The 22,054-nt window shown below is 52.0% G+C and carries 20 protein-coding genes; 11 read left to right on the forward strand and 9 right to left on the reverse strand.

Annotated features, from left to right (window positions below):
• The first annotated feature begins 107 nt into the window (after positions 1-107).
• The 3 genes from EHT25_RS13325 (at position 108) to EHT25_RS13335 (ending at position 2,466) form a co-directional block, all read left to right on the forward strand.
• Complete coding sequence (locus tag EHT25_RS13325) at positions 108-653, forward strand: DUF4833 domain-containing protein (protein WP_124875223.1); 546 nt, start codon at positions 108-110, stop codon at positions 651-653.
• Between the two features lie 123 nt (positions 654-776).
• A complete protein-coding gene (locus EHT25_RS13330; RefSeq protein ID WP_124875225.1) occupies positions 777-1,829 on the forward strand; it encodes a methyltransferase in 1,053 nt (350 codons plus the stop codon).
• 187 nt (positions 1,830-2,016) lie between these two features.
• On the forward strand, positions 2,017-2,466 hold the full coding sequence (locus EHT25_RS13335; RefSeq protein WP_124875227.1) for a response regulator: 450 nt from the start codon (positions 2,017-2,019) through the stop codon (positions 2,464-2,466).
• Between the two features lie 4 nt (positions 2,467-2,470).
• Here the strand turns inward: EHT25_RS13335 and EHT25_RS13340 are convergent, their stop codons facing one another.
• On the reverse strand, positions 2,471-3,598 hold the full coding sequence (locus EHT25_RS13340; RefSeq protein WP_124875229.1) for a DmpA family aminopeptidase: 1,128 nt from the start codon (positions 3,596-3,598) through the stop codon (positions 2,471-2,473).
• A gap of 47 nt (positions 3,599-3,645) precedes the next feature.
• Positions 3,646-5,007: a DUF418 domain-containing protein gene (locus EHT25_RS13345; RefSeq protein ID WP_124875231.1), complete on the reverse strand. Its 1,362-nt coding sequence runs from the start codon at positions 5,005-5,007 to the stop codon at positions 3,646-3,648.
• A 197-nt stretch (positions 5,008-5,204) separates the two neighbouring features.
• On the opposite strand from EHT25_RS13345, the gene EHT25_RS13350 reads away from it, so the two are divergent.
• Both EHT25_RS13350 and EHT25_RS13355 read left to right on the forward strand, forming a co-directional pair.
• A complete protein-coding gene (locus EHT25_RS13350) occupies positions 5,205-5,876 on the forward strand; it encodes a DUF4369 domain-containing protein (RefSeq protein WP_124875233.1) in 672 nt (223 codons plus the stop codon).
• 29 nt (positions 5,877-5,905) lie between these two features.
• A complete protein-coding gene (locus EHT25_RS13355) occupies positions 5,906-6,409 on the forward strand; it encodes a hypothetical protein (protein ID WP_124875235.1) in 504 nt (167 codons plus the stop codon).
• 20 nt (positions 6,410-6,429) lie between these two features.
• Here the strand turns inward: EHT25_RS13355 and EHT25_RS13360 are convergent, their stop codons facing one another.
• Complete coding sequence (locus EHT25_RS13360; protein ID WP_124875237.1) at positions 6,430-7,362, reverse strand: sugar phosphate isomerase/epimerase family protein; 933 nt, start codon at positions 7,360-7,362, stop codon at positions 6,430-6,432.
• A 238-nt stretch (positions 7,363-7,600) separates the two neighbouring features.
• Between EHT25_RS13360 and EHT25_RS13365 the strand changes: the two genes are divergently transcribed.
• Positions 7,601-9,670 carry a caspase family protein gene (locus EHT25_RS13365; protein ID WP_185731354.1) on the forward strand — a complete coding sequence of 690 codons (2,070 nt, stop codon included), beginning with the start codon at positions 7,601-7,603 and terminating at the stop codon, positions 9,668-9,670.
• A 13-nt stretch (positions 9,671-9,683) separates the two neighbouring features.
• On the opposite strand, the gene recG is transcribed toward EHT25_RS13365, so the two are convergent.
• Complete coding sequence (recG, locus tag EHT25_RS13370) at positions 9,684-11,786, reverse strand: ATP-dependent DNA helicase RecG (protein ID WP_124875241.1); 2,103 nt, start codon at positions 11,784-11,786, stop codon at positions 9,684-9,686.
• A gap of 359 nt (positions 11,787-12,145) precedes the next feature.
• On the opposite strand from recG, the gene EHT25_RS13375 reads away from it, so the two are divergent.
• Both EHT25_RS13375 and EHT25_RS13380 read left to right on the forward strand, forming a co-directional pair.
• Entirely contained in the window at positions 12,146-14,422 is a 2,277-nt protein-coding gene (locus EHT25_RS13375; RefSeq protein ID WP_185731355.1) for a T9SS type B sorting domain-containing protein, read from the forward strand.
• A gap of 201 nt (positions 14,423-14,623) precedes the next feature.
• Positions 14,624-15,094, forward strand: coding sequence for a response regulator (locus tag EHT25_RS13380; protein WP_124875245.1), 471 nt, complete (start codon positions 14,624-14,626; stop codon positions 15,092-15,094).
• Here the strand turns inward: EHT25_RS13380 and EHT25_RS33170 are convergent.
• From EHT25_RS33170 to rplU, 5 genes are all read right to left on the reverse strand, one after another.
• The gene (locus tag EHT25_RS33170) at positions 15,080-16,294 is read right to left on the reverse strand and encodes an OmpA family protein (protein ID WP_229311525.1); all 1,215 of its coding nucleotides are present in this window, start codon (positions 16,292-16,294) and stop codon (positions 15,080-15,082) included. The two genes, EHT25_RS13380 and EHT25_RS33170, sit on opposite strands and share 15 nt — an antisense overlap.
• Positions 16,295-16,306: 12 nt before the next feature.
• Positions 16,307-17,746, reverse strand: a complete 1,440-nt coding sequence (locus EHT25_RS13390) for a DUF5723 family protein (protein ID WP_124875247.1) — start codon at positions 17,744-17,746, stop codon at positions 16,307-16,309.
• 84 nt (positions 17,747-17,830) lie between these two features.
• Complete coding sequence (locus EHT25_RS13395; RefSeq protein ID WP_124875249.1) at positions 17,831-18,433, reverse strand: NifU family protein; 603 nt, start codon at positions 18,431-18,433, stop codon at positions 17,831-17,833.
• A gap of 151 nt (positions 18,434-18,584) precedes the next feature.
• A complete protein-coding gene (gene rpmA / locus EHT25_RS13400) occupies positions 18,585-18,896 on the reverse strand; it encodes a 50S ribosomal protein L27 (protein ID WP_124875251.1) in 312 nt (103 codons plus the stop codon).
• Between the two features lie 90 nt (positions 18,897-18,986).
• Complete coding sequence (gene rplU / locus EHT25_RS13405; protein ID WP_124875253.1) at positions 18,987-19,298, reverse strand: 50S ribosomal protein L21; 312 nt, start codon at positions 19,296-19,298, stop codon at positions 18,987-18,989.
• A gap of 282 nt (positions 19,299-19,580) precedes the next feature.
• On the opposite strand from rplU, the gene EHT25_RS13410 reads away from it, so the two are divergent.
• From EHT25_RS13410 to EHT25_RS13420, 3 genes are all read left to right on the forward strand, one after another.
• Positions 19,581-20,210 (forward strand): thioredoxin family protein, encoded by a 630-nt coding sequence (locus EHT25_RS13410; RefSeq protein ID WP_124875255.1) that lies wholly within the window; start codon positions 19,581-19,583, stop codon positions 20,208-20,210.
• A gap of 137 nt (positions 20,211-20,347) precedes the next feature.
• Positions 20,348-20,857, forward strand: a complete 510-nt coding sequence (locus EHT25_RS13415) for a sll1863 family stress response protein (protein ID WP_124875257.1) — start codon at positions 20,348-20,350, stop codon at positions 20,855-20,857.
• A gap of 320 nt (positions 20,858-21,177) precedes the next feature.
• Positions 21,178-22,029 carry an aldo/keto reductase gene (locus EHT25_RS13420; RefSeq protein ID WP_124875259.1) on the forward strand — a complete coding sequence of 284 codons (852 nt, stop codon included), beginning with the start codon at positions 21,178-21,180 and terminating at the stop codon, positions 22,027-22,029.
• The last annotated feature ends 25 nt before the right edge of the window (positions 22,030-22,054 follow it).

The raw sequence follows: 22,054 nt of genomic DNA on the forward strand, positions 1-22,054 counted from the left end.
CGACCCGCGCGATTGATTTTCTGCTAATTTTTTCGAAACCGGCGTAGGGGGAACGGCCGGGATGACGGTCTTAGGGTCGTAAACAACACTACTACTGAAACATTGTTATGAATTACCGTCACACATTTCTCTTGCTGTTTCTGCTGGAATTGACCAGCGTACTGATCCCGGCTTTTGCCGAAATGCGCGAATTTCCGGTTCCACCACCGGCGCCCAACCGGCTGTTTTACATTCAGCGGAGCAACAACACCAATACCGTTATTTACGAAGCGAATGTTACGGCCAACCGGCAACTCGATGCGGACGATCCGGTCAATGTTTACTGGATTCGATATGCTGAACATGGGCAACGCGAATCGCTGTCGCTGTTTCAGTGGAAAATGGCGTACGGTTACAAGCACAAGGCGGTGAACCACAGCGAGAACCATTTTGAAATTTACCTGAATGCGTTCAAAAAACGCACGATCTGGGTGGATTTTCAGCAGGGAAAACCAATGGCCCTGACGACCATCAACGGCCGGAAAGCGTGTTTGCAAAAGGTATTTGTGCAGATTGAACCCGGCTCCGGGCTGATTCCGAAAGTGCAGTACGTCGAACTGTTCGGGATCGATCCGGTGGCTGGCATACCGGTTTACGAACGGATGCTGGTGTAGGAGTAACGGGTGAATGAGGCCGCCACGCGGTGTAAAATGCGAAATGCAAAAGTGTGCTGTTTTGCGCACTTTTGCATTTCGCATTTTACATTTGGCATTCTGTTAACGTTTTTCAACACACTAATGCAGGAAACACCCCAATCCGATCTTGCCCCCATTACCCGACACCTGCGCGCCATGTTTGGCTCCCGTCTGTTGATTGCCGCCGTTCATCACCTGAATGTTCTGGAAGAACTGAGTAACGGCCCGCTGTCGGTGGCCGACCTTCGTAGCCGCATTGGGTTGAAAGAACGCCCGGCCGCCGTGCTTTTCCCGGCTTTGTGTGCAATGGAAATGCTGGAATACGACGAATCCGGCAACCTTCGGGTGACGGAGCTGGGCCGCTACCTGACCCAAAATCAGGTGCCGAATCTGATCGGTTATGTTGGTTTGGAAAAAAACGATCCGGGCGTGCTCGAAATGGCGGTTCGGTTGAAAAACGACGGGCCTTTGGATACATCGGGCGGTATTTCGTACGTGAAAGAGGGGGATGACCCGTCGCCGATGGACGATGCTGAATTGTCGCGGATGTTCACGCTGGCGCTGGCCGGCCGGGCCCAGAAACTCTCCCCCATTGTGGCCGCCAATCTGCCGAAAAGCAAGGGACATTTGCTCGATGTTGCAGGCGGAACCGGTTTTTATACGTTTGAGTGGCTGCTGCTGAATCAGCAAGCTACGGCGACCATTCTGGATCGTCCGGCGGTTTTGTCGGTTGCCACCGAATTACTCGAAGCATTTAGTAAAAGTGGCCGTCCGGGAGCCGAAACCGTCAAAAACCGGATAACATTCCAACCTGGAGACATGCTGGCGGACGAACTGCCGCAAACCGATCTGCTCCTGGCTGCCAGCCTTTTCCACGACTGGCCGACCGAAACCTGCCAACCCCTGGCCGACCGGTTTGCGGCTGCCATCCGGCCGGGGGGTGAACTCTGGGTGCATGATGCTTTTCTGAACGACGCGCTGGATGGGCCGCTGGCCGTGACCGACTATTCGGCGCAACTGTTTTGGGCGACCAAAGGCCGGTGCTATAGCCGCCGGGAATACCGCGAGTGGTTTGCAAAAGCCGGGCTGGACCCGACCAGCGAAAACATTCCAACGCAGATGGATTATGGGCTGATTTGGGCAATTAAACCATAAGGAGCCAGTCTGCAACTTCTGCAACTTACTTGTTAAAACAGCGAAGCGACCCGCAATTTTGCTTAAGCAGAATTGCGGGTCGCTTCGTTAAGTAAAAAACTGTCTTATAATTAGTAATTTCTCCCAATTCTAGTTAAACTAAAGTTGGAAACAATTCTATTTTGTATAGAAATAATGATGAAGTAGTATGAAAACGATGACAGACCTCCATCTGTTTGCCAGGAATGAATCTGATCCGATCAGTATTCTCGTAGTTGAAGACAATCTCAATGACCAATTGATACTACACTATTTATTGCGAAAGCAAATTCCGGGCGTTTTACCGGTTGGTGCGACTTCGGTGGAGCAAGCCATTACGTGTCTGACGAATTGCCACACGCAGCGATTTCCGCTTCCGGTACTTATTTTACTGGATCTATATTTACCCCGCCGGGATGATGGCTGGAAGCTGTTGCGCCAACTTCGGGCGCACCCGATTTATCAGCATATTCCGGTTGTGATGGTTAGTTCCTCAACGGATTTACACGACATTGAACAGTCTTATTCATGGGGTGCCTGCAAGTACATGATCAAACCGGTCACGCTGGAAGAATGGGAGGAAATGTTGCAGTCGATTCCGCAATTATTCAGGACATAGGTGGTTATTGCTTCAACTGACCGGCTTTTTTCAACAATTCGACAACGCGCTCGACCGGCAGTTGCGTTACCTCGTAGCCGTTACTCGTCGTCATGGAGCGGGCGGCAAAGAGGGAGTTGATGATGGCTTCCTCCGTCGCTTCGATCGCGGCCATGAAGCAGGGCGACGCATCGTCGTTGCGGAGCAGTTTCATCTCATCAATGCTGCTTTTTGACGTATTCGGAATGCGATTGGCCGTTGAGACGGCAATGACGTAATCACCACTGCCGTTGGAGGCAATGCCGCCCGTGCGGGCCATGCCCATGAACGCCCGTTTGGCCAGTCGTTTCAGATTCCGGGCATCCAGCGGGGCGTCGGTCAGGACCACCATCATGCACGAACCGTCGAGTTTTTCCCTGAACGAAAACTTACCCAGTTCCACGCCAACGGGCACGCCCGCAATTTGTAAAACACCCCCGAAATTGGTCTGTACCAGCACGCCAACCGTGTAACCGCCGAGCGAAACCGGGAGTTTTCGGGATGCGGTTCCGATGCCTCCTTTGAATCCAAAACAAACCGTACCGGTTCCGGCACCCACGTTGCCCTCTTCAACCGCACCGGTTTTGGCTTTTTGGATGGCTTCCAGCACGTGTTGTTTCGTGACAGGGCGGCTCCGGATGTCGTTCAAACCACCGTCGTTGGTTTCGCCCACCACCGGATTCAGGGAGCGGACCTGTTCGTTGCCGGGTTGCGCCAGTGTATAATCGATAACGGCATCAGCCGCCGTCGGAACACCCAGGGTATTGGTCAGCACGATGGGCGTTTCGAGCGTGCCGAGTTCCTCAACCTGGGTGTAGCCCGCCAGTTTGCCAAAACCGTTGCCGATGTAAATAGCCGCCGGACATTTCTCCTGAAACAGATTGCCTTCGTGCGGCAAAATGGCCGTTACGCCCGTCCGAACGCGCTGCCCTTCCAGCAACGTCACCTGCCCGACCCGCACGCCCGGCACATCGGTGATGGCATTCCGCGCGCCGGTGGGAATAACCCCGAATCGAATGCCGTAGTCGCGGGGGCGTTTGGAGGGTTGGGCCATTAACGTAAAGCTGGCGATGAAGCAAAAAGCCGTCAGGAATACACAGAAAGCGGTTTTCATCCTGTAAAATACAGATTGGAGCGGTTTTTTGCAAAACGCATTTTTCGCTATTGCTGCACGAGCATTGGCTGGCGTTTCCAGTAAGTCAGGGAGCGCCAGAGCCATTCGAAGGGACCAAAGCGGAAATAGTGCAGCCAGATGGCCGAGAAAATGAGTTGGAACAACCAGACCGCGCCCACAACGTAATAGAGTTCGTAATACGAAAGCTTGCCGAAATAACCCAAACCGTATCCGTAGAAAAACAGCGTACAGATAATGCTCTGCATCAGGTAGTTCGTGAAGGCCAGCTGCCCGACATTGGCGAGGGCTTTCATCAGCCAGTTAACCACGCCCGACCGATAAATCAGCAGCAGCAAACTCGCGTGACCGATGGCGGATGCTGCCCGGCGGATGTGGTAAAATAGCTGAAACGGAAACGAATCCGCGTCGAGGACTTTGCCGGGATCGGTAAACCAGGCGACGAGGTACTGAAAGCCGAACCAGCCGAAGGTCAGGCCAAAACCATAACCGGCCAGGAGCGTCAGGAAATACGTCCGGGTGGACAGTTGATTCGAAAAAAAGCCCCATTTGAACAGCGCCATGCCCAGAAACATCAGTGCCCAGGCATCCCAGACAAAGTCCAGGTAAAACCGGGTAGACTCGAACTTTGTGTTGAGCGGAATGTAGCTGGCGAAAATGGTACGGTAGTTTCCCCGCATGGTTTTATTGGCTTCTTCTTCCTTCTTTTTATCGTATTTGAAATTCTTCTCCCAGGTCAACCAGGCTTCTTTGGCTTTTTTCTGTTCGTCGGTCAGTGGTTTTTTCTGTTTCTCCAGTTGGAGCGCCTGGGTATAGCCATCCCGCTTTTCTTTATTTTCCATCGCGCCAAAAAAGCTTTTTACGCCCGAAACCGTTACGCAGAACAACGCAATGAGCAGGTACGTTTGGGGGCGGATTTTCCGGAATGGGAATAGAAACAGACCGCATACGCCGTACGTGTACAGAATGTCACCGGGCCAGAGCAAAATATACGCATTGAAAACGCCAAACAGAATGAGCCAGAAGAGCCGGCGGTAATAGTAGTCGGGCATCCCGTAGCCGTCGACCGGCGTATCTTTTTTGGCCATAAACAGCAACATGCCCGCCGAGAACAGCATTGAAAACAGGGCGCGCATGGTGCCTTCAAAAAGGACCGAAACGACCGTCAGAGTGCGAAAATCCAGCGTGTCGGACGGAACGGTGTAAAACCGGTGAATAGCCGTAAAGGACAATCCAAAATACGGAATGTTCATCATCAGAATGCCGAGAAGCGCAAATCCGCGGACGATGTCGATGGTTTGAATGCGTTCAGCCTGGGCAACGGGCCGGGGGGCGCTCTCGCGGGTCAGCCCGGAATCAATCGAGACGGTGGAAGGAACAGAGACGTTCATGCAGCAGAATAGTATAGGTTAAACCGGATTGTTTTGATTTAAAAAGGCCAGAGGATAAGTTTACCACCGGGTTCGAAAAACAAACCCGTTCAGAATAGGTATTTTTGTTGGTATTTTCTCGTAATATACCGCCTTACTTTCTGTGTATCAAAACGTTTTATTATTCGGCAAATCGAAAAGGCCTCACCATTGAACCTATGAAAAACCGTTTTTTTTACCTTCTTGTCCTGCTTAGTTTTGGAATCATGTCGTCCGTTCTGGCGCAGAAAAACGTCAAATTGCAGGGCAATGTCGCCGGATTGGGTACGGTTATGGTTTATCTCAAAAAAACCGATAATGCCAACAGCAAACCCCTGATTGTGGATTCGACCCGGGCGGTCGATGGAAAATTTTCGTTCAGCCGGACTATTCCCGAAATCGATTTTTACAATGTGGTAGCGGCCGGTTTGCCGGGGCAGGTGCAGTTTATCTGGGATGGCGACCTGACGCTCGAAGGCACCCGCGATGCGTTTCGGGAGTCGACCGTGAAAGGTTCACCGCTCACCGATAGCTGGCTGAAATTTCAGAACGAAATCGATCTTCCGTACCGCGATGTGCTGATGAATCTGTACAACGACCGCCAGCGGTCGACCGGCGACACGGCCATTGCCAACCGCGTTGCCCGCGAAGAAAAACGGCTGAAAATCGAGCAAAATCAGAAAGTGGCCGAGCAGATCAAGGCCAATCCCGACTCGCAACTGAGTTTGTATCTGCTGAACTGGTACTGGACGCAGTTCCCGAAAACCGAAGCCCGCGCAATGTACGACAAACTGAGTCCGTCGTTCAAAACCCACACGCTGGCGAAGCGGTTGTCGGCGCAGTTGAAGTAGAGCGGTTTTTGTTGTAATCTCCCTAACCAATGGCACAGCAACTAAGTAAAGCAATTCAGCATTTACAGCAGAAAGCGCAAACGCTGAGAGAAGCTTTCGAAAAAGTGCAGAGTAATCGCTATTACTGGCAGAGAAAGACTAAACCGCTGCTGGAAACGACTCTGAACCAGATCAGGAATGATACGGGTTTAAACGGGTCGTATCAGGAAGTGAGTAATGATTCCATCCGGTTTGTAATCAGCGATGAACAGGGGGAAGAAACCGCCGTTTTGTCGTTTATTCTAACGCATAACAGCCGCGTGTCGGTCGATGTAAGCTATCATTCCAGGACCTACCATCCGGAAACCAAAACGCAGCTTTTCAGTAACTTATACAATCTGGAGCCGGGTTTGCTCGACGAAGAACTCATTTACACCATCGTAACTCAGTTTATTGATGTTATTCTCAACGAATACAACACAAAACCGGCTACGTACAAAAACCTGAACGATCAATCAGTAAAGCAATATATTCGCATGAGGCCCGGTAAATAATGCCGCCTTTACCCCGTTTCTTACGCCAGCGGAATTCCGGCTTCGGCGGCTTTTTTGATCACAAATTGCCGGGCTTCATCGTATTCTTCGGCTGTGCGCAGGTGTTCGAGCAGGAAAGGCGTTTCCTGCGGTAAAGCCGTGACGTTCCGGAGGTAAGCCAGGTAGTCGAGGTTCCCGCGACCGGGCATGGTTTCGGCAAAATGAACGTCTTTGCCGTGGACATCTTTGGCGTGAACCGCCACAATCCAGCGACCGAGTTTGCGGAACGTCTCGTTGATGAGTTCCGTATTTTTGTAAAACCGCTCGGGCGTATTGATGATGTTGGCCATGTCGATGTGCGCCCCAAACGCCGGGCGGTCGATGGCCTTGATGAATTTCAGGTACGAATCCGGGCCGTCGGGCAAACTCCAGCCCATCATTTCCAGCGCAAATTTGGCTTTTTTCGGTTTTACGGCATCGATCACCTTCCGGCAGTTTTCCACCGTTGCGTCGAAATATTCCTTCGAAAAATTACGGGCATCCGGGCCGTCCCACTGGTTGGGATTGTAGGAACCGGCAATATTGACGCAGGTCAGCGCCCCGATTTCGTCCGCCAACGCCAGCCGTTCGGTGACGTAGGTCCGGTTTTTCTGCCGTTTTTCGGCATCCTGATCCAGCATGTTTACCCAGGCGCCGACCTCGGCAATCAGCACATTCTGCTTCGAAAATGCGTCTCGGATGGCCCTGATTTTATCCGTTTCCGAGTTTTTAACCGCCGGAACGTAGGCCGAGCTGTAGTTCAACCGCCGGTGTTCGCGGGCCAGTTCTTCGGGATCGTCGCTTTTCAGAAAGATCGGACCGCCCAGCCGCAGCGGTTTTGGAGCGGTTTTTAAAACCGGAACCGGGTTGATGGTCAGACTACCCGCCAGCAGGGTAGCGGATTGCAGAAAGGTGCGACGGGAAAAGGGCTTCATGCGGTTTTTGGGGTAAAGATAGTACGAATGCAATAAATGTGATTTTGTAACCATTTTTACCATTTTATTCAGTTTGAGTGATAACTTATTGCCCGATTCGGACATCCTTACTGGAAGGTTTGTGGTAGGTTACCGCCTTGATCGGTTTCTTTTCTTCAAGCGCAAAAATGTAAACCGTTCGGCAGAGAGACGGCCGACTTTCGTCACGAATTTGAAGCGAATGGAATTTATGTCGAAAATGAATGAGAAAATAGGTGCGATTCTGGTATTGCTTTTCATCGGTTGGTTGGGATGCATCGTGTCTGCGAAAGCACAGAAAAATGATCCCAAGAAGTATAAGGATTTGATGGATCGGGGCGTGGCGGCTTTTCAGAAGAAAGACTATCCGAGTGCCATCCGGTTAATGACGGAAGCGGGTGAAATCATCCCGACCGACACCATTGCCCCGCTTTATACCGGAATTGCGGCTCAGCAGATCAATGATCAGGCCGGTGCAATAGAACAATTTGAAAAATACATGGCGCGCGGAGGACGGGACGCTGCGGTTTACTACAGCGTGTCTGCTTATTATAGGGGAAACAAGGAGTTTGAGCAGGCGCTCTCGGTTCTTGATCGAGCAATTGCCATTCACCCGACTAGTATTGATCTCGCCAATGAACGCATTAATATTCTGTTAGCTGCGGATCGGATGGACGAAGCCATTAGCGGTTTAAAGCGCGCGGTTGAGCGAAATCCGAACGATGCCCGAAGCCTCCTTAACCTTTCCATCATCTACACGAACATTTCCGCTAAAACGGACGAAGAAGTCAGTAGACTGGAGATTGAAACCAAAAAAGAAAGCGATCTGGGAAAACAACTGGCGGATACCAAAAAAACGCTGGACGTATACCTGACCGAGCAGATGCGGTTAACGGCGCGTCTTAAAAAAGAGCCTAAAAATGGGGAGGTCAAACAACAGCTAACTTCCGTCATGCAACGTATTGCCGATCAGAAAACCGCCATTGCCCAACTGGAAGCGAATGATCAGTCGGCCCTGCATGCGTCAGCCGCGCGGGAATATGGCCAACGGCTGGCGGAGGTCCGGCAGAAATATGCCATCGAAAAAAAATGGGAAAAGTATTACCTGGACCGCTCGCTCGCGCTCGATCCCACTAGCTACGATGCCAACTACAACATGGGCGTGCTGTATTTTAATCGGGCCGTTAAGCTTAAAAAGGTAGTCGACGGCATGAATATGACGGAATATGCCAAGGAGGGCAAGAGGGTGGAAGGACAGGTATGTGGGATCTTCAGAAAGGCGTTGCCATATTTTGAACGAGCCAAACAGATCAAAAGCACCGAAGCGGACGTGATTGATAATTTAGCCAATCTAACTAACGTTCTGAAGCAGTTTCAGGAAAAAAACGTGGTCTGCGTCGTTCCCGCCGACGATGAACCGTCGTCAATGCCAGCCGCCAATCCGGTTGTGCAGCGACCGGCTGAATCGAAACCAACGAGTACGGTGGGCACAAAACCGGTTCAGACTAACCAAACAGCCACCGCTGCGGTTTCGCGACCGGCCGAATCAAAACCGACGGTGCCAGCGGAGCCGCCGGTCAGTCCGCCCGTGGTGATGGCTTTTCCCCGACGCTTCGCACTGGTGGTTGGCAATTCTGCTTACCAGAATGGGTCGTCGCTGGAAGGAATGCCCGTCAACGATGCCACCGATATGGCCGACCGGCTACGGGCCCTGGGTTTCCTGGTGACGCTGGTGACGAATTCGTCCAAGTCTGTGCTCGAAACGAGCATTGGTGATTTTAATCAGCAGCTTAAAAACGCGGATGTCGCGCTGTTTTTCTACGCCGGACACGGCATCGAATTTGATAATCATAACTACCTGATTCCGGTGGACGCCAAGTTGACCGATCCGGAAGATGTGGATCTTCAGGGCGTGGATGTGCAGAAGCTCATCGACCGGATGCGCCGGAATACGCGGGCGGCCTTTAACGTGATTATCATGGATGCCTGCCGCGATAACCCATTCAAAACCTTTAATCGGGGCGGTTCAAGGGGATTTAAACCCGTTGGCGATCTCTCCGGCGAAGGCAATATGTACCTGGCGCTGGCAACCGGCTGGGGCAATGTTGCCGAAAATGGTTCCGGGCGGAACGGCGTCTATACGCGGTCGTTGCTGAATCACCTGCGGTCGGGCGAAGTCCTCGATGATGTTTTGCTGCGCACGCAGATTGAGGTAAAACGGCAAACCAAAAACCGGCAAAACCCGCAGGTCGTTACCGAAATGGCGCAGGAAATCAAATTGAAATTCTGAGAAAAACGGGATACTAACTAATTCGGCTCCAGTTCGTTTCGCCTTCGCGCTGCATTTCCACCTGGTTCCGAACCGGCGCATGTTGGGGTAAGACCAGTCCCGGATCTTCTTCCAGAATTCGCTGCGCCGATTCCCGGGCGGCCACCAGAATGGCACCGTCTTTGGCGAGATCGGCCAGAATGAGGTCGGCAATACCGCTCTGCTGCGTGCCGGAGAGGTCGCCGGGGCCGCGGAGTTGCAGATCGACGTCGGCAATTTCAAAACCGTTGTTGGTTTTGACCAGCGTTTCGATGCGGGTGCGGGTTTCTTTGGAGAGCTTGTAATCCGTCATCAGAATGCAGTACGATTGCTCGGCACCCCGCCCAACGCGTCCCCGCAACTGATGCAGCTGCGCCAGCCCAAACCGCTCGGCGCTTTCGACCACCATCACGCTGGCATTGGGCACGTTGACACCCACTTCGATGACCGTTGTGGCCACCATGATTTTGGTTTCGCCCTTCACAAACCGCTCCATCTCAAAATCCTTGTCGTAGCCGGTCATGCGTCCGTGCAGAACGCCGATGGGGTGGTTCGGGAACGCGCGCGTAATGCTTTCGTGACCGTCCATCAAGTCCTTGAAATCCAGCTTTTCCGACTCTTCGATCAACGGATACACGACGTAAACCTGCCGCCCCTGCTCGATCTGCTGCCGCATAAACCCAAACACCTCCAGCCGGTGGGTATCGTAGCGGTGAACGGTTTTGATCGGTTTTCGCCCGGCCGGAAGTTCGTCGATGACCGACAAATCGAGGTTGCCGTAAAGCGTCATGGCCAGCGTCCGCGGAATGGGCGTGGCCGTCATCACCATCATGTGCGGGTAAATGTCTTGATTTTTGTTCCAGAGCCGCGCACGCTGCGCCACCCCGAACCGGTGCTGCTCGTCGATAATGCACAACCCCAGGTTCTTGAACTGGACCGAATCTTCCAGCAGCGCGTGGGTTCCGACGATGATGTGCATCAAACCCGTCTGCAGTTGGTCGTGGATAATCCGGCGGCCTTTGGTGCGGGTCGAGCCCGTCAGCCGACCGATGGTCAGGCCCAGTTGGTCGGCAAAAACTTTGAGACCGTAATAATGCTGGTCGGCCAGAATTTCGGTCGGTGCCATGATGCAGGCCTGCGCACCGTTGTCGATCGCCATCAGCATCGCGATGAAAGCCACAATGGTTTTGCCGCTGCCGACGTCGCCCTGCAAGAGCCGGTTCATCTGCTTGCCGCTGGTCAGATCGCCGTGAATTTCGCGCAGCACCCGTTTCTGGGCGCCCGTTAGGTCAAAGGGCATGAACTCCTTGTAAAACCGGGTTAGCAGGCTCATGCTGCGGAACACCTGCCCGGGGTATTCCGTTTTGTGAATGAGCTTGTTCTTGATCAGTCGTAACTGGTTGTAAAACAGCTCTTCAAATTTCAGTCGTCGTTCGGCCTGTTTTAACCACGCCTGGCTTTTGGGCAAATGGATATTCTCAATCGCGTCGGCTTTCGAGATCAGCCGGTATTGTTCCAGCAGCGAATTTGGCAGCGTTTCGTGAATATGCGGATAAGCCATTTCGAGCAACTGCTGCATCATGCGTGCAATCAGTTTGCTGTCGATCCGCATCCGGCGCAGCTTTTCGGTCAGGTTATAGATGGGCTGAAACGTATTCCCGTGTTCGTTTTCGGCGGTTAACGGGTCCAGTTCCGGGTGTGTAATGCTGAAGTTGTTGCCAAACGCGACGGGTTTGCCGTAAGCGATGTATTCGGCACCGGGGCGCAGGAACTTTTCGAAATGCGTGATGCCCTGAAAGAAAACCAGATCCATCGAGCCGGTATGATCCGTAAAAACCGCAATCAGGCGTTTTTTCGGGCCTTCGCCCACTACTGCCCAATCGCGGACGCGGCCAATAATCTGAGCCGCCGGGAGGGCTTCCGACAACTCGGCAATGGTGTAAAACCGGGTGCGGTCTTCGTGCCGGAATGGGTAATACTGAATCAGATCCCGGTACGTGAAAATGTTGAGCTCCGTGTTCAGGATCGACGCCCGCTGGGGCCCCACCCCCTTCAAATATTCAATTTTTGTATCGAAAAACGTTACGCGCTCAGTCATACCCTCCGTTTGTGGAACAACCCCGCAAGGGCGGATTGGGTTCGGATGCCCGGCCCTCATGGTTAATCAAAGCTACAAATTTTCGTAAAAGATACTGTTTTTCGGTGTAGTTGTTACTGCGGGAGGTTTGAAATCCGGACGATATGACCCAAAAACAAAAAAATGTTGAACTATTCTTGTAATTTGCCCCTTAATGGCTTGCTTTTTGTGAGAATATACCGGGATAGCATGTGGTTATGGCTCAACGGAATACCTTTCTTTTATTACTCCTGTTCCTCGGCACAAGTTGTTGGGTATCAGCTTCTCACATTGTCGGTGGGAATATTCGACTTACTGCAAAAGCGACATCCAATCAATACGTGTTGTCACTGGATTTGTTCATTGATGAACAAAACAGCAGCGCGGGCGACATCAAACCGACCGTCAAACTAGCGGTTTATCGCCGGAAAGACAATCTGAAAATGGGCGAGTTTGAATTGCCCTTGCTCGAGCAGAAGGCGTTAGCGGTTTCCAATCAGGCCTGTGCGCAACTCCGGCCGCTGAAACTTCGTGAGGTTACATACAGCAAGGAAATTGAACTGGATCCGGCGCGTTTCGACGATCCGGGTGGCTATTACGTCGTCCACGGCGTGTGTTGCCGCAGTGGGTCTATCGACAATATCAGCCAGGCCGACGAGTCGGGCATGGTTTTTCACCTGGAGTTTCCGTCGCCCAAAACGATGCTCAACTCGTCACCGGCTTTTTCGGTTCCGACGGGCGAATACGCCTGCAAAGGGCAACCTTTTACGTTCAGTTTCAAGGCCACGGACGCCGACGGCGATCAGCTAACCTATGCCATTGTGACGCCGTTTAAAGGATTTACCAATCAGGGCATTGCCTTTGATAACCAGCCCAGTTCCGCTTATCCGATGATAACCTGGAAGCCGGGTTTCAGCGCAACCAATTCGGTTCCGGGCGCTCCCGCTCTGAAAGTGGATGGCGAAACCGGACAATTGACCGTCACGGCCAGCCAGGTGGGCTTGTTTGCTTTTGCGGTTATTTGCGAAGAGTTTCGGAACGGCAAATGGATTGGTTCCGTCCGTCGCGATTTTCAGCTGGCCGTTGTCGATTGCCCAACCAATACGCCCCCTCCGCCGGTGATTACGCTGGCGAAAGCGCCCGAAAGCGCCCGAATCACTAAAACCGCCACTGGCATCATTACCAGCGTTTCCATTTGTCAGGGACAGGATGTGACCCTCAGAACCGATGCGTCCGATCAGTGGTCGTTTCAGTGGCAGCGCGATGGGCAGAATCTCGAAGGGGATACCACCGCGATTCTGATCACTAAAGAATCCGGAAATTATACCGTCGTTAAAAAATTCAGGAACACCTGCGGGAAACCCAGCCCGGCGCAAACCAGCATCAAGGTCGATGTAATGGAGGCCGAAAAACTGAAGCTGACGGCCAACGGTCCCACCACGTTCTGCGACGGGAAATCCGTTATTCTCAAAGCACCTGAGGGCAATTATACGTATGCCTGGTTGAAAGACGGCCGGTTGCTGACCGGCTCGAAAGATGCCGCTTTTCAGCCACACGAAACCGGTGAATACAAAGTACAGATTGGCAGTACTGCGACCGGCTGCACCGTAACCGATAGCATCCTGGTTCGGGTAAATCCCAAACCGCTGGCCTCGATTCTGCCGCCTTCGACTAAAGTGGCCTGTGCGGGCGATACGATTCGACTAGTTGCCGTGGCTAACCCCTTGTATACGTACCAATGGCTGAATACGGGAACGGTGCTCAATCAGGAAGTGAAATCAACGCTGGCGGTGACCCAAACCGGTCATTTTGTGGTGACGGTTACGGATACCAATCAGTGTCAATCCTCTTCGGACGAGGTTTTGCTTCAGTTCAATGCGGCACCGCCCGCTGCGATAATGCCTTTCCCGGCGGTTTGCGAAAATGCCACGGTGCCATTGGTGCTAACTGCCGAACCCGGTGGAGGAACCTTTACCGGGGTAGGCCGGGCCGCCGGCGCGGTGACAGGTTCGGAATTCGATCCAACCAAAACCGGTCCCGGGGTCTATGAGATTACGTACACGCTGAATCAGGTCGGAAATACGTGTCCGGGCCGGGCGCGCCAGACGGTTGTCGTTTTACCCGCTCCGTCCATTACGGTTTCGGATGTAACGGTCCGGCGGGGCAGCGAGGTGCAGCTGAATAAAAATAGTGTCGATTCACTCAGTTATTACTGGACACCATCCGTTGGGTTGAGCAGTCCGGTGATCGCGCAACCGTTTGCCAGCGTCGATACCACCACAACCTACCAGGTGCGGGCGACTTCACCCCAGGGCTGTCAATTCACTACTAAACTGACGGTGTCGGTGATCACAGTCCTGTTTGTTCCGGATGCTTTTACCCCCAATAACGACGGCGTGAACGATAGTTGGGAAATCCGGGGTATTGCCGATTTTCCGAATTGCCGGGTCGAGGTGTATAATCGCTGGGGAAATCCGGTGTTTGTTTCGCAGGGCTACCAGCAGCCCTGGGATGGGCGAAGTGAAGGCCAGGACCTGCCGCCGGCCATTTATCAGTACGTGATTAAACCCGGCGGCTCGCAACCCCATCGGCGCGGCACTTTGCTGCTCACCCGGTAAAAAAGCCTTTCTTTAGCCAAATCACCCTGATTTTGCTCCATTTGACCGAACCAAAGCCAGCAGGTTTCGGGGCTCTTTCAACTCCTAGTTAAAAAATTTTGTTTACTTTTTCTTAAACAAATTTAAAATTTGATTGAATGGGCTGGTGCATTGCTTCCCAATAGCGACTTTTGAGGCTTCTTGTGAACAAAACCGTATCGCATGGAAGCACAGTCTACTAATTCTGAAAATAAGCCAATTGTGTTGTTGGTCGATGATGACGAAGAAGATCGAATGTTGATGCGAATGGCGCTGAATTCCATGGAAATGGCCGCGCCCGTCCGGGAGTTTGACAGTGGCGAAAAATTACTGCGTTTTCTGCAACAGGAAACGACCGGGCACTCAAATAGCGCGGTGAATTCCTGGATCGTTATTCTGGATAAATACATGCCGGGAATGAGCGGGTTCGATACGCTGCGGGAAATCAAGGAAAATCCGGATTGGCAGCGCATTCCCGTGGTCTTGTTTGTCAATACCCAGAATGAGGGCGAAATGGAATTGTGCATCGACCTGGGTGCGACTGTTTGCATCAGTAAACCCCTTTATTTTGAGGAGATTAAAGAACTGATGCGGCAGGTTTATCAGCACTGGCTCGATTCGGCTTCCTCGGCGGGCAATTTATCCATCCAGTAATTTCACTTCGACCCGCCGGTTTTTTCGTTTATTTTCTTCGGTATCGTTGGCCGTAATCGGCTGGGTCTGGCCGTATCCTTTAAATCGAAGGCGGTTTTCGGAAATACCGTTGGTAATCAGGTAAGAAGTAATCACGCGGGCGCGGTTTTCGGACAGGGCCAGGTTCAGCCTCGGATCACCCACATTGTCCGTGTGGCCCGAAATCTCGATCCTCAGACCCGGGCGGCTTTTCAGCAAAGCAACCAGCTGATTCAATTGGGTGTACGACTCGGGACGCAGCAGATAACTGCTCTGGTCGAAATAAACATTGTTAAGCGTCACTGTTTTTCCCGTCGTCAAGGTCGATAAATCCGTATTGACCGGTGGTGAAACCGGGGCAGCCACTTTGACTTCCGCCATGGTATTCGGGTCCGTTTTAGACACCGGTTCACTCGCTGTTTTCGGAGCGATTGTGGGTGTCGCCGGTTTGGTTTCCTGGCCGACCGGAGGGGCATTCGTCGGAGCAGTAGTCGTTGCCGGCAACAGGGTATTCGCGGGCGGAGCAGCAGGTTCTGCAACTGGCGGAGCTTCGGTCACCACCGGATTTTTAGCTCGTTGCAGGCGAATTGTAATGTCGTGCTGATCTTTCACATCAATCGTATATTCATACGGTAGATAACCATCCACTTCCACGGTAAACCGGATTCGCTGCCCGAAGGAGGCCAGAAACGTAAACCGGCCTTCGCGCGGTGGCCCGGTCATGATCACCCGTTTTCCATCAAATTCCTGAACCTGCACGTTCAATCTCTGCCGAATCAGCTGTTTGGTGTCGTAGTCGGTAACACTAACGTTAACGGGCGATTCGGTCGAGATTTCCCGTTCCATTTCCAGTACGATGGTTTGCTGGATCTGGCCCTGATCGGCGACCCGGTCGAGACGGAGGGTTTTCTGGGCGGGTCGGTAGCCGCTGTAGTTGGCATCGAGCCGGTAGACATTTCCGGCGGGCAGGGCCACCGTATACGAACCCGATTGCAGCGTACCGCGTTGCACTTTCCGGGTGTTTTCGTTCGTGATGGTCAATGTAGCCGGTAACAACCGGCCGTTGCGGTCTTTCGTTTCAATCCGAACGGTATATTCCTCAACCGGACTGGTCTGACCGGTACTGGTCACGGCCCGAAACGCCAGGACCAGGAAAAGCAGAATTGCCTTAAACTCCTTCATCTTGCGCTGTAGCTACGGTTTTCGACGCAGGCTTGCCACGGCCAGTCCGGCATATACATCGGCCCCGCGCGGCCGTAGTTTGTTGGAACTGCTCCCCATCATGCCAAACAAGTTATCGGTTCCCAGAAAAACCGGCCCGATCCGGATCGATGCACCCGCCATAAAGGCGTTATTGAGAAAAACGAGCGGAATAGCCACCCCGAAGGCCGATTTTTCGAGCCGGGGCGTTAATGCAATCAGCGAAGGCTGTTGAACGGCAATCGCGTTTTTTGCCCGTAGATTCTGTAAAAACGTGCCGGTGAGGTAAAAACCGCTACCAATGTTTATGTCGGCATTGAGTGAGAGCGCCGTTGGTAGCCCTGACTTAAATTCTCCTTTGTTACTGGCTTCGGTCAGATTGAGTTTATCCCGAACCACTTCGCCAATGCCTTCGCTGCCACTGGCGTTGTTAAAGTCCTGCGCCGTGAATTGCTGGTTGGTGGTGTTGATTGAATACCGTTGTACGTACCGGCTGTTGCGATAGCGGATGGCGCCGATGTCCGTAACGGCAATCCCAAACCGGAGGGCATAATCGTCCGGGTTATCGTCAGATTTCAGCTGGTACGAAAAACCGATGTCGGCCCCCCAGCCCCGGCCGGGGTTATTACCGTCGAAAAGCTGGCGCAGGGAAACGGAACGCCCTTTGTCCTGTAAGTAAGTCGTGTAGCCGAGGTCCGCATTGACCTGATCGACCTGCATGTAATAATTGTTCAGTTTGGCGGTATCCGCCAGCAATCGGTAGGAAAGGCCGTTATTCGTCAAAAAACCGGCCGTAATGCCCTGAAGTCGTTTAACGGTAACACCCAGTGAAAGCTGCTGATAATCGTCCTGAATAATGGCTGCCGCCAGGGTTAGACCGATCTCGGCGTAAGTATTGGTGTTGATACTGAACTGGTTATCTTTACTCGGAATGTTATAGAGTCGGGAATCTTCCAGACCAGCCCGGATAACCGACATCAACGATTCCGACGCATTCCGAATCTGGGCGGCAGCCCGCAGCCGCGTGGTCAGGCCGATGGCGAGCTGATCGCCCAGCCGAACCTGAAGTGAAGGGCCGCGGAGGTCGGTCCAGGCGGTCGCATTTTTGGGCTTTCCGTTGGCAATTTCTCCCAGAAAATCCGGGCGGAATAAAACCGTGCCATCCGCAAATTTATATTGATCAGGAACGCGTTTCAGAACGAGTGAAGTGAGTGAAAAGGGGGCCTGATAGCGGACGTAATTATTGTCGAGATGGGCGTTACCGGCACCGATATTCAGGTAAAAACCGTATTTCGAATCCGTAGCAAAAGCCGGATTCAGATACAGGCTCTGCGTACCGCCATAGGGACTGGGCGCTATTCCCAGAAAATTTTGGGCAACAACCGGAGAGGTAATGAATACAAACAGCAAAAACCGCGTCAGACGCAAACCCATAGGCAAGAAGGTTAGATTTTGAATGATGAACGATGAATGAGCTGACGCATGCAACTCAATTCATCGTTCATCATCCATCATTCTTTAAACGCCTTCGGCTTCGACTTGTTTTACTTCCGGTACTAATCGTGTGAGGAGATTTTCGATACCGGCTTTCAGGGTCAGGGTGGATGAGGGGCAACCGCTGCAGGAACCCTGCAACAATACTTTTACCGTACCATCCTGATCGTCAAAGGAATGGAAGCTGATGGCGCCCCCGTCGGATTCAACCGCCGGACGAATGTATTGATCCAGCACCGACTTGATTTTCTGAATAGTCGGCGAATCGGCTTCCACTTTGGTGGTATTGGAGTCGATGGTTTGCTGGGCAAAAACCGGTTTCTGGTCGTTAAAATACGCCCGGATGAATTGCTTGACCTCGATCAGCACGTCTTCCCACTCGGTTTCGTCGTCTTTCGTAACCGTGACGAAGTTGCTGGCAATGAATACCCGTTTCACAAAATCGAAGCCAAACAACGCCACTACCAAGGGCGAATTTTTACCCGTGATGAGCGCTTCCGACGCATCGGCATAATCGAACGAAAGCCCTTCCGGCACCAGCGGAAAGTTGACCACGAACTTCATCGAGTTGGGGTTCGGGCTGCTTTCGGTGTAGAGCGAGATGGCAGGATATAATGTAGTGGTCATTTTCGTGTCGTTTCAGTGAGGGAAAAACCGTTACCGGGGAAACAGCAGTCGGGATTGATTAGTTTGCCAACAACAAAAAACCTGTCCGGTTTTAGCCAGACAGGTTTTGAGGGCAGTTGCCAAGCCGTCGGGAATGACAACCCTAAAATCCTTATTCAGCAGCAACGGCCGGGGCGGTTTCAACCGGGGCCGCTTCTGCAACCGCCGGGGCGGAAGCAATAATGCTCACGAATGAACGACCACCTTTGCCTTTGCGGAAATGTACGGAACCATCGACCAACGCAAACAGCGTATGATCCCGGCCGATTCCGACGTTTTTGTCGGGGTGATGCGTGGTACCGCGTTGCCGAACGATGATGTTACCGGCAATGGCTGACTGACCACCGAAAAGTTTCACGCCCAGGCGTTTGCTCATCGAATCGCGGCCGTTCCTTGAACTACCTACACCTTTCTTGTGTGCCATTTTTTAGAAAGTTTACGGTTTACGATTTGTGGTTTACGGTTGGTTGACCCGCGCTTGCGTCGGAAACCGAAAACCGGAACTCGTAAACGATTATACGGTTATGTCTTCGATTAATACTTTGGTCAGATACTGACGGTGGCCGTTTTTCTTCTTGTAGCCTTTCCGACGTTTCTTTTTAAAGACGAGTACTTTTTCGCCTTTCAGGTGTTCCAGGATTTTGCCGGAAACCTGAGCGCCAGCGACGGTCGGGGCGCCTACCGATACAGAACCGCCATTATCGACAAGCAGGACCTTGTCGAACACAAGTGCAGCGTCCGTGTCGCCTTCTAACCGGTGGGTATAGACGTAACGGCCCTTTTCAACTTTAAATTGCTGCCCTGCGATCTCTACGATTGCATACATGATTGATACAGAAAATGTTGTTTCTCAGAAATGAGGTGCAAATATAGGAGTTTTTGTTTTAAAAAGAAACCAGAACCTTCTATTCGTTAGAAATGTTATTTTAACAGGAAAAAGCCTGGTTATTTGGGAGTTAGCACGAATTTTGCTACCAATTCCGGGCAAGCGGTTTCTTAGCCCGTAGGAATGGGAAGCCGTCAGGTACCTTGCCGGAGGAAGTGAACGGGTTTCGGCTGCACAGATCCTACGAAGCGGTTTTTTCCGAACTGACACACACAAAGGATTATGAAAGCCTGGATAGGTTTGCTGGCGGTATTGATGATTGCCGTCGCGGCCACATTTGATTCCACATCCCGCTCCGATGGCACCAAGGTGTACGTGCTGGGCGATGCGGTGCAGGATTTTAAACTGAAGAACGTCGACGGGCGAATGGTTTCGCTGAGCGATTATAAAAATGGAAAAGGCGTCATCATGGTCTTTACGACCAACCATTGCCCTTTTTCAAAAGCCTACGAAGAGCGCATGATGATGCTCGACCGGAAATATGCGGCCCAGGGTTTTCCGCTCATCGCGATTCAGCCCAACGACCCGAGCGCGTATGCCGAAGACTCGTTCGAGAATATGAAAATGCGGGCGCAGGAGAAAAATTATTCCTTCCCGTATTTGTCCGACGAAACCCAGGCGGTGGCACACGCCTTTGGTGCAAACCGCACCCCTGAAGTATTTGTGCTGAAACGCACCGGCGATCGCTTCACGATAGAATACACCGGGGCCATTGACGACAGCCCACAAACCGCATCGACCGTCAAAAGGCGGTTTGTCGAAGAAGCGGTCGATAACCTGCTGGTCGGCCGACCCGTTGTCACCACCACCACCAAAGCCATCGGTTGCGCTATTAAGTGGAAAAGCATGTAAAAGAAAGAATGAACAATGAACAATGAATAATGAACAGGTTAATGCGTTGCAGTATGCGTCAGCCTGTTCATTATTCATTCTCTTTCTGGCATTGCTTTTGTCAATGGCCTGATACAAACCAATCAATCAGTAATGCTATGAAAAAGATGATGATGACGTTTAAACAGGTTCGTATGCTGGCCGGGGCCGCTTTGGTAGTAGGTTCACTGTCGCTCACGTCTTGTCAGAATGACGGAAAAAATGAATCCCGTACCGAAGATGCTATGGAAAAAACCGGTGAGGCTATGGAGGCCGATGCCAAGGAAGCGGGTGATAAAATGGAAGCGAAAGGCGACGAAGCGGCTGCCGATTTTCGGGAAGAACGCGATAAAGCCGTTGCTAATATAAAAGAGCAACAACGCAAGCTGGATGCCCGAATCGACGAATTACGGGCCGATATGAAGCAGGAAAGTGCTAAAGCAAAAGCAAAATCGGAAGAAAAACTGGCCAAGCTGGAAGAGGATCGCAAGGAACTGGGCGAGGATCTGGAAAAGGCTCAGAATGCCACCGCAGATGCCTGGAAAGATGTTAAAAAAGGCTTTAAAAAAGCGGGTAAAGACATTGGCGATGCGTTCGACAAAGCCGGTGAGAAACTCGATAATAAGTAATAACCGGATTTCTTATTTCAGTTAGGTAATCCCAAACCGCTCTGATCTATTCGATTGGAGCGGTTTTTTTGTGGAAAAATATACACAAATTGTTGGCAGAAGGTACCCGATTGCCAGCATCAAAAACTGCTGGCGGACCTACAACAACCTTTTATTGAGCGTTTTTTTAGAAAGTATTTTCCTTTCAAATCGTGTGCTATACACCCCTGCGTTGGTGCCGGGGTTCTACGGAAACGGTTCATAAGCTAATTTTTGCCCTGGATGGGAACAAGAAGCCAATTGATCTTGTGTTGTGATTGATTCATTCAACAAAAGACGCAATGAGCAAGACAACAGAACAAGGATCGCTAACCTTTAAAATTGGCGGTGAACTGGAAATCAATCGGTTGGGATACGGTGGCATGCAGTTGACCGGTTTTGGCGTCTGGGGCGATGCGCCTAATCGCGAAACGGCCAAAAAAGTGCTGCAACTGGCGGTGGAGTCGGGCGTGAATTTTATCGATACGGCAAATTCATACGGCCCGGATACCAATGAAAAATTAATTGCGGATGCTCTGCACCCGTACCCGAAAGGGCTCATCATCGCGACCAAAGGCGGTTTTGACCGAACCGGCCCGAATCAGTGGGTCATCAACGGCGATCCGGAACGCATTCGGCAGGCCATCGACGGCAGTCTTCAACGGTTAAAACTGGACCACATCGACCTCTGGCAACTCCACCGCGTCGACCCGGAAATACCGCTGGAGGAAACCCTCGGACCGGTGGTGGAAGCCGTTCAGGCCGGAAAAATCCGGCACGTTGGGTTGTCGGAAGTCGGCATTAAGGACATTGAACGGGCCGAAAAAGTGGTGCCGATTGTGTCGGTGCAAAACCTCTACAACCTCGGAAACCGGAAGTGGGAACCGATTTTGGAGTATACCATTGAACGCGGTATGGCCTTTATTCCCTGGTATCCGCTGGCGTCGGGGCCAAACAAACTGGCGAGCAAGATTCGGGAAATCGCGGAGAAACATGACGCGACAACTTCCCAGATTGCGCTGGCCTGGCTACTGAAACGCGCACCGAACATCCTGCTGATTCCCGGCACCAGTTCGCTGGATCACCTGAAAGAAAACCTGGCCGCCGATCAGATTGTGCTGTCAGATGAGGATTTTGCGGCTTTAGCGTCGTAATTTTTGATAGTTTAAAGATAAGAGA

The organism is Larkinella rosea (genome assembly GCF_003858635.1).
GTDB classification, from domain to species: domain Bacteria; phylum Bacteroidota; class Bacteroidia; order Cytophagales; family Spirosomataceae; genus Larkinella; species Larkinella rosea.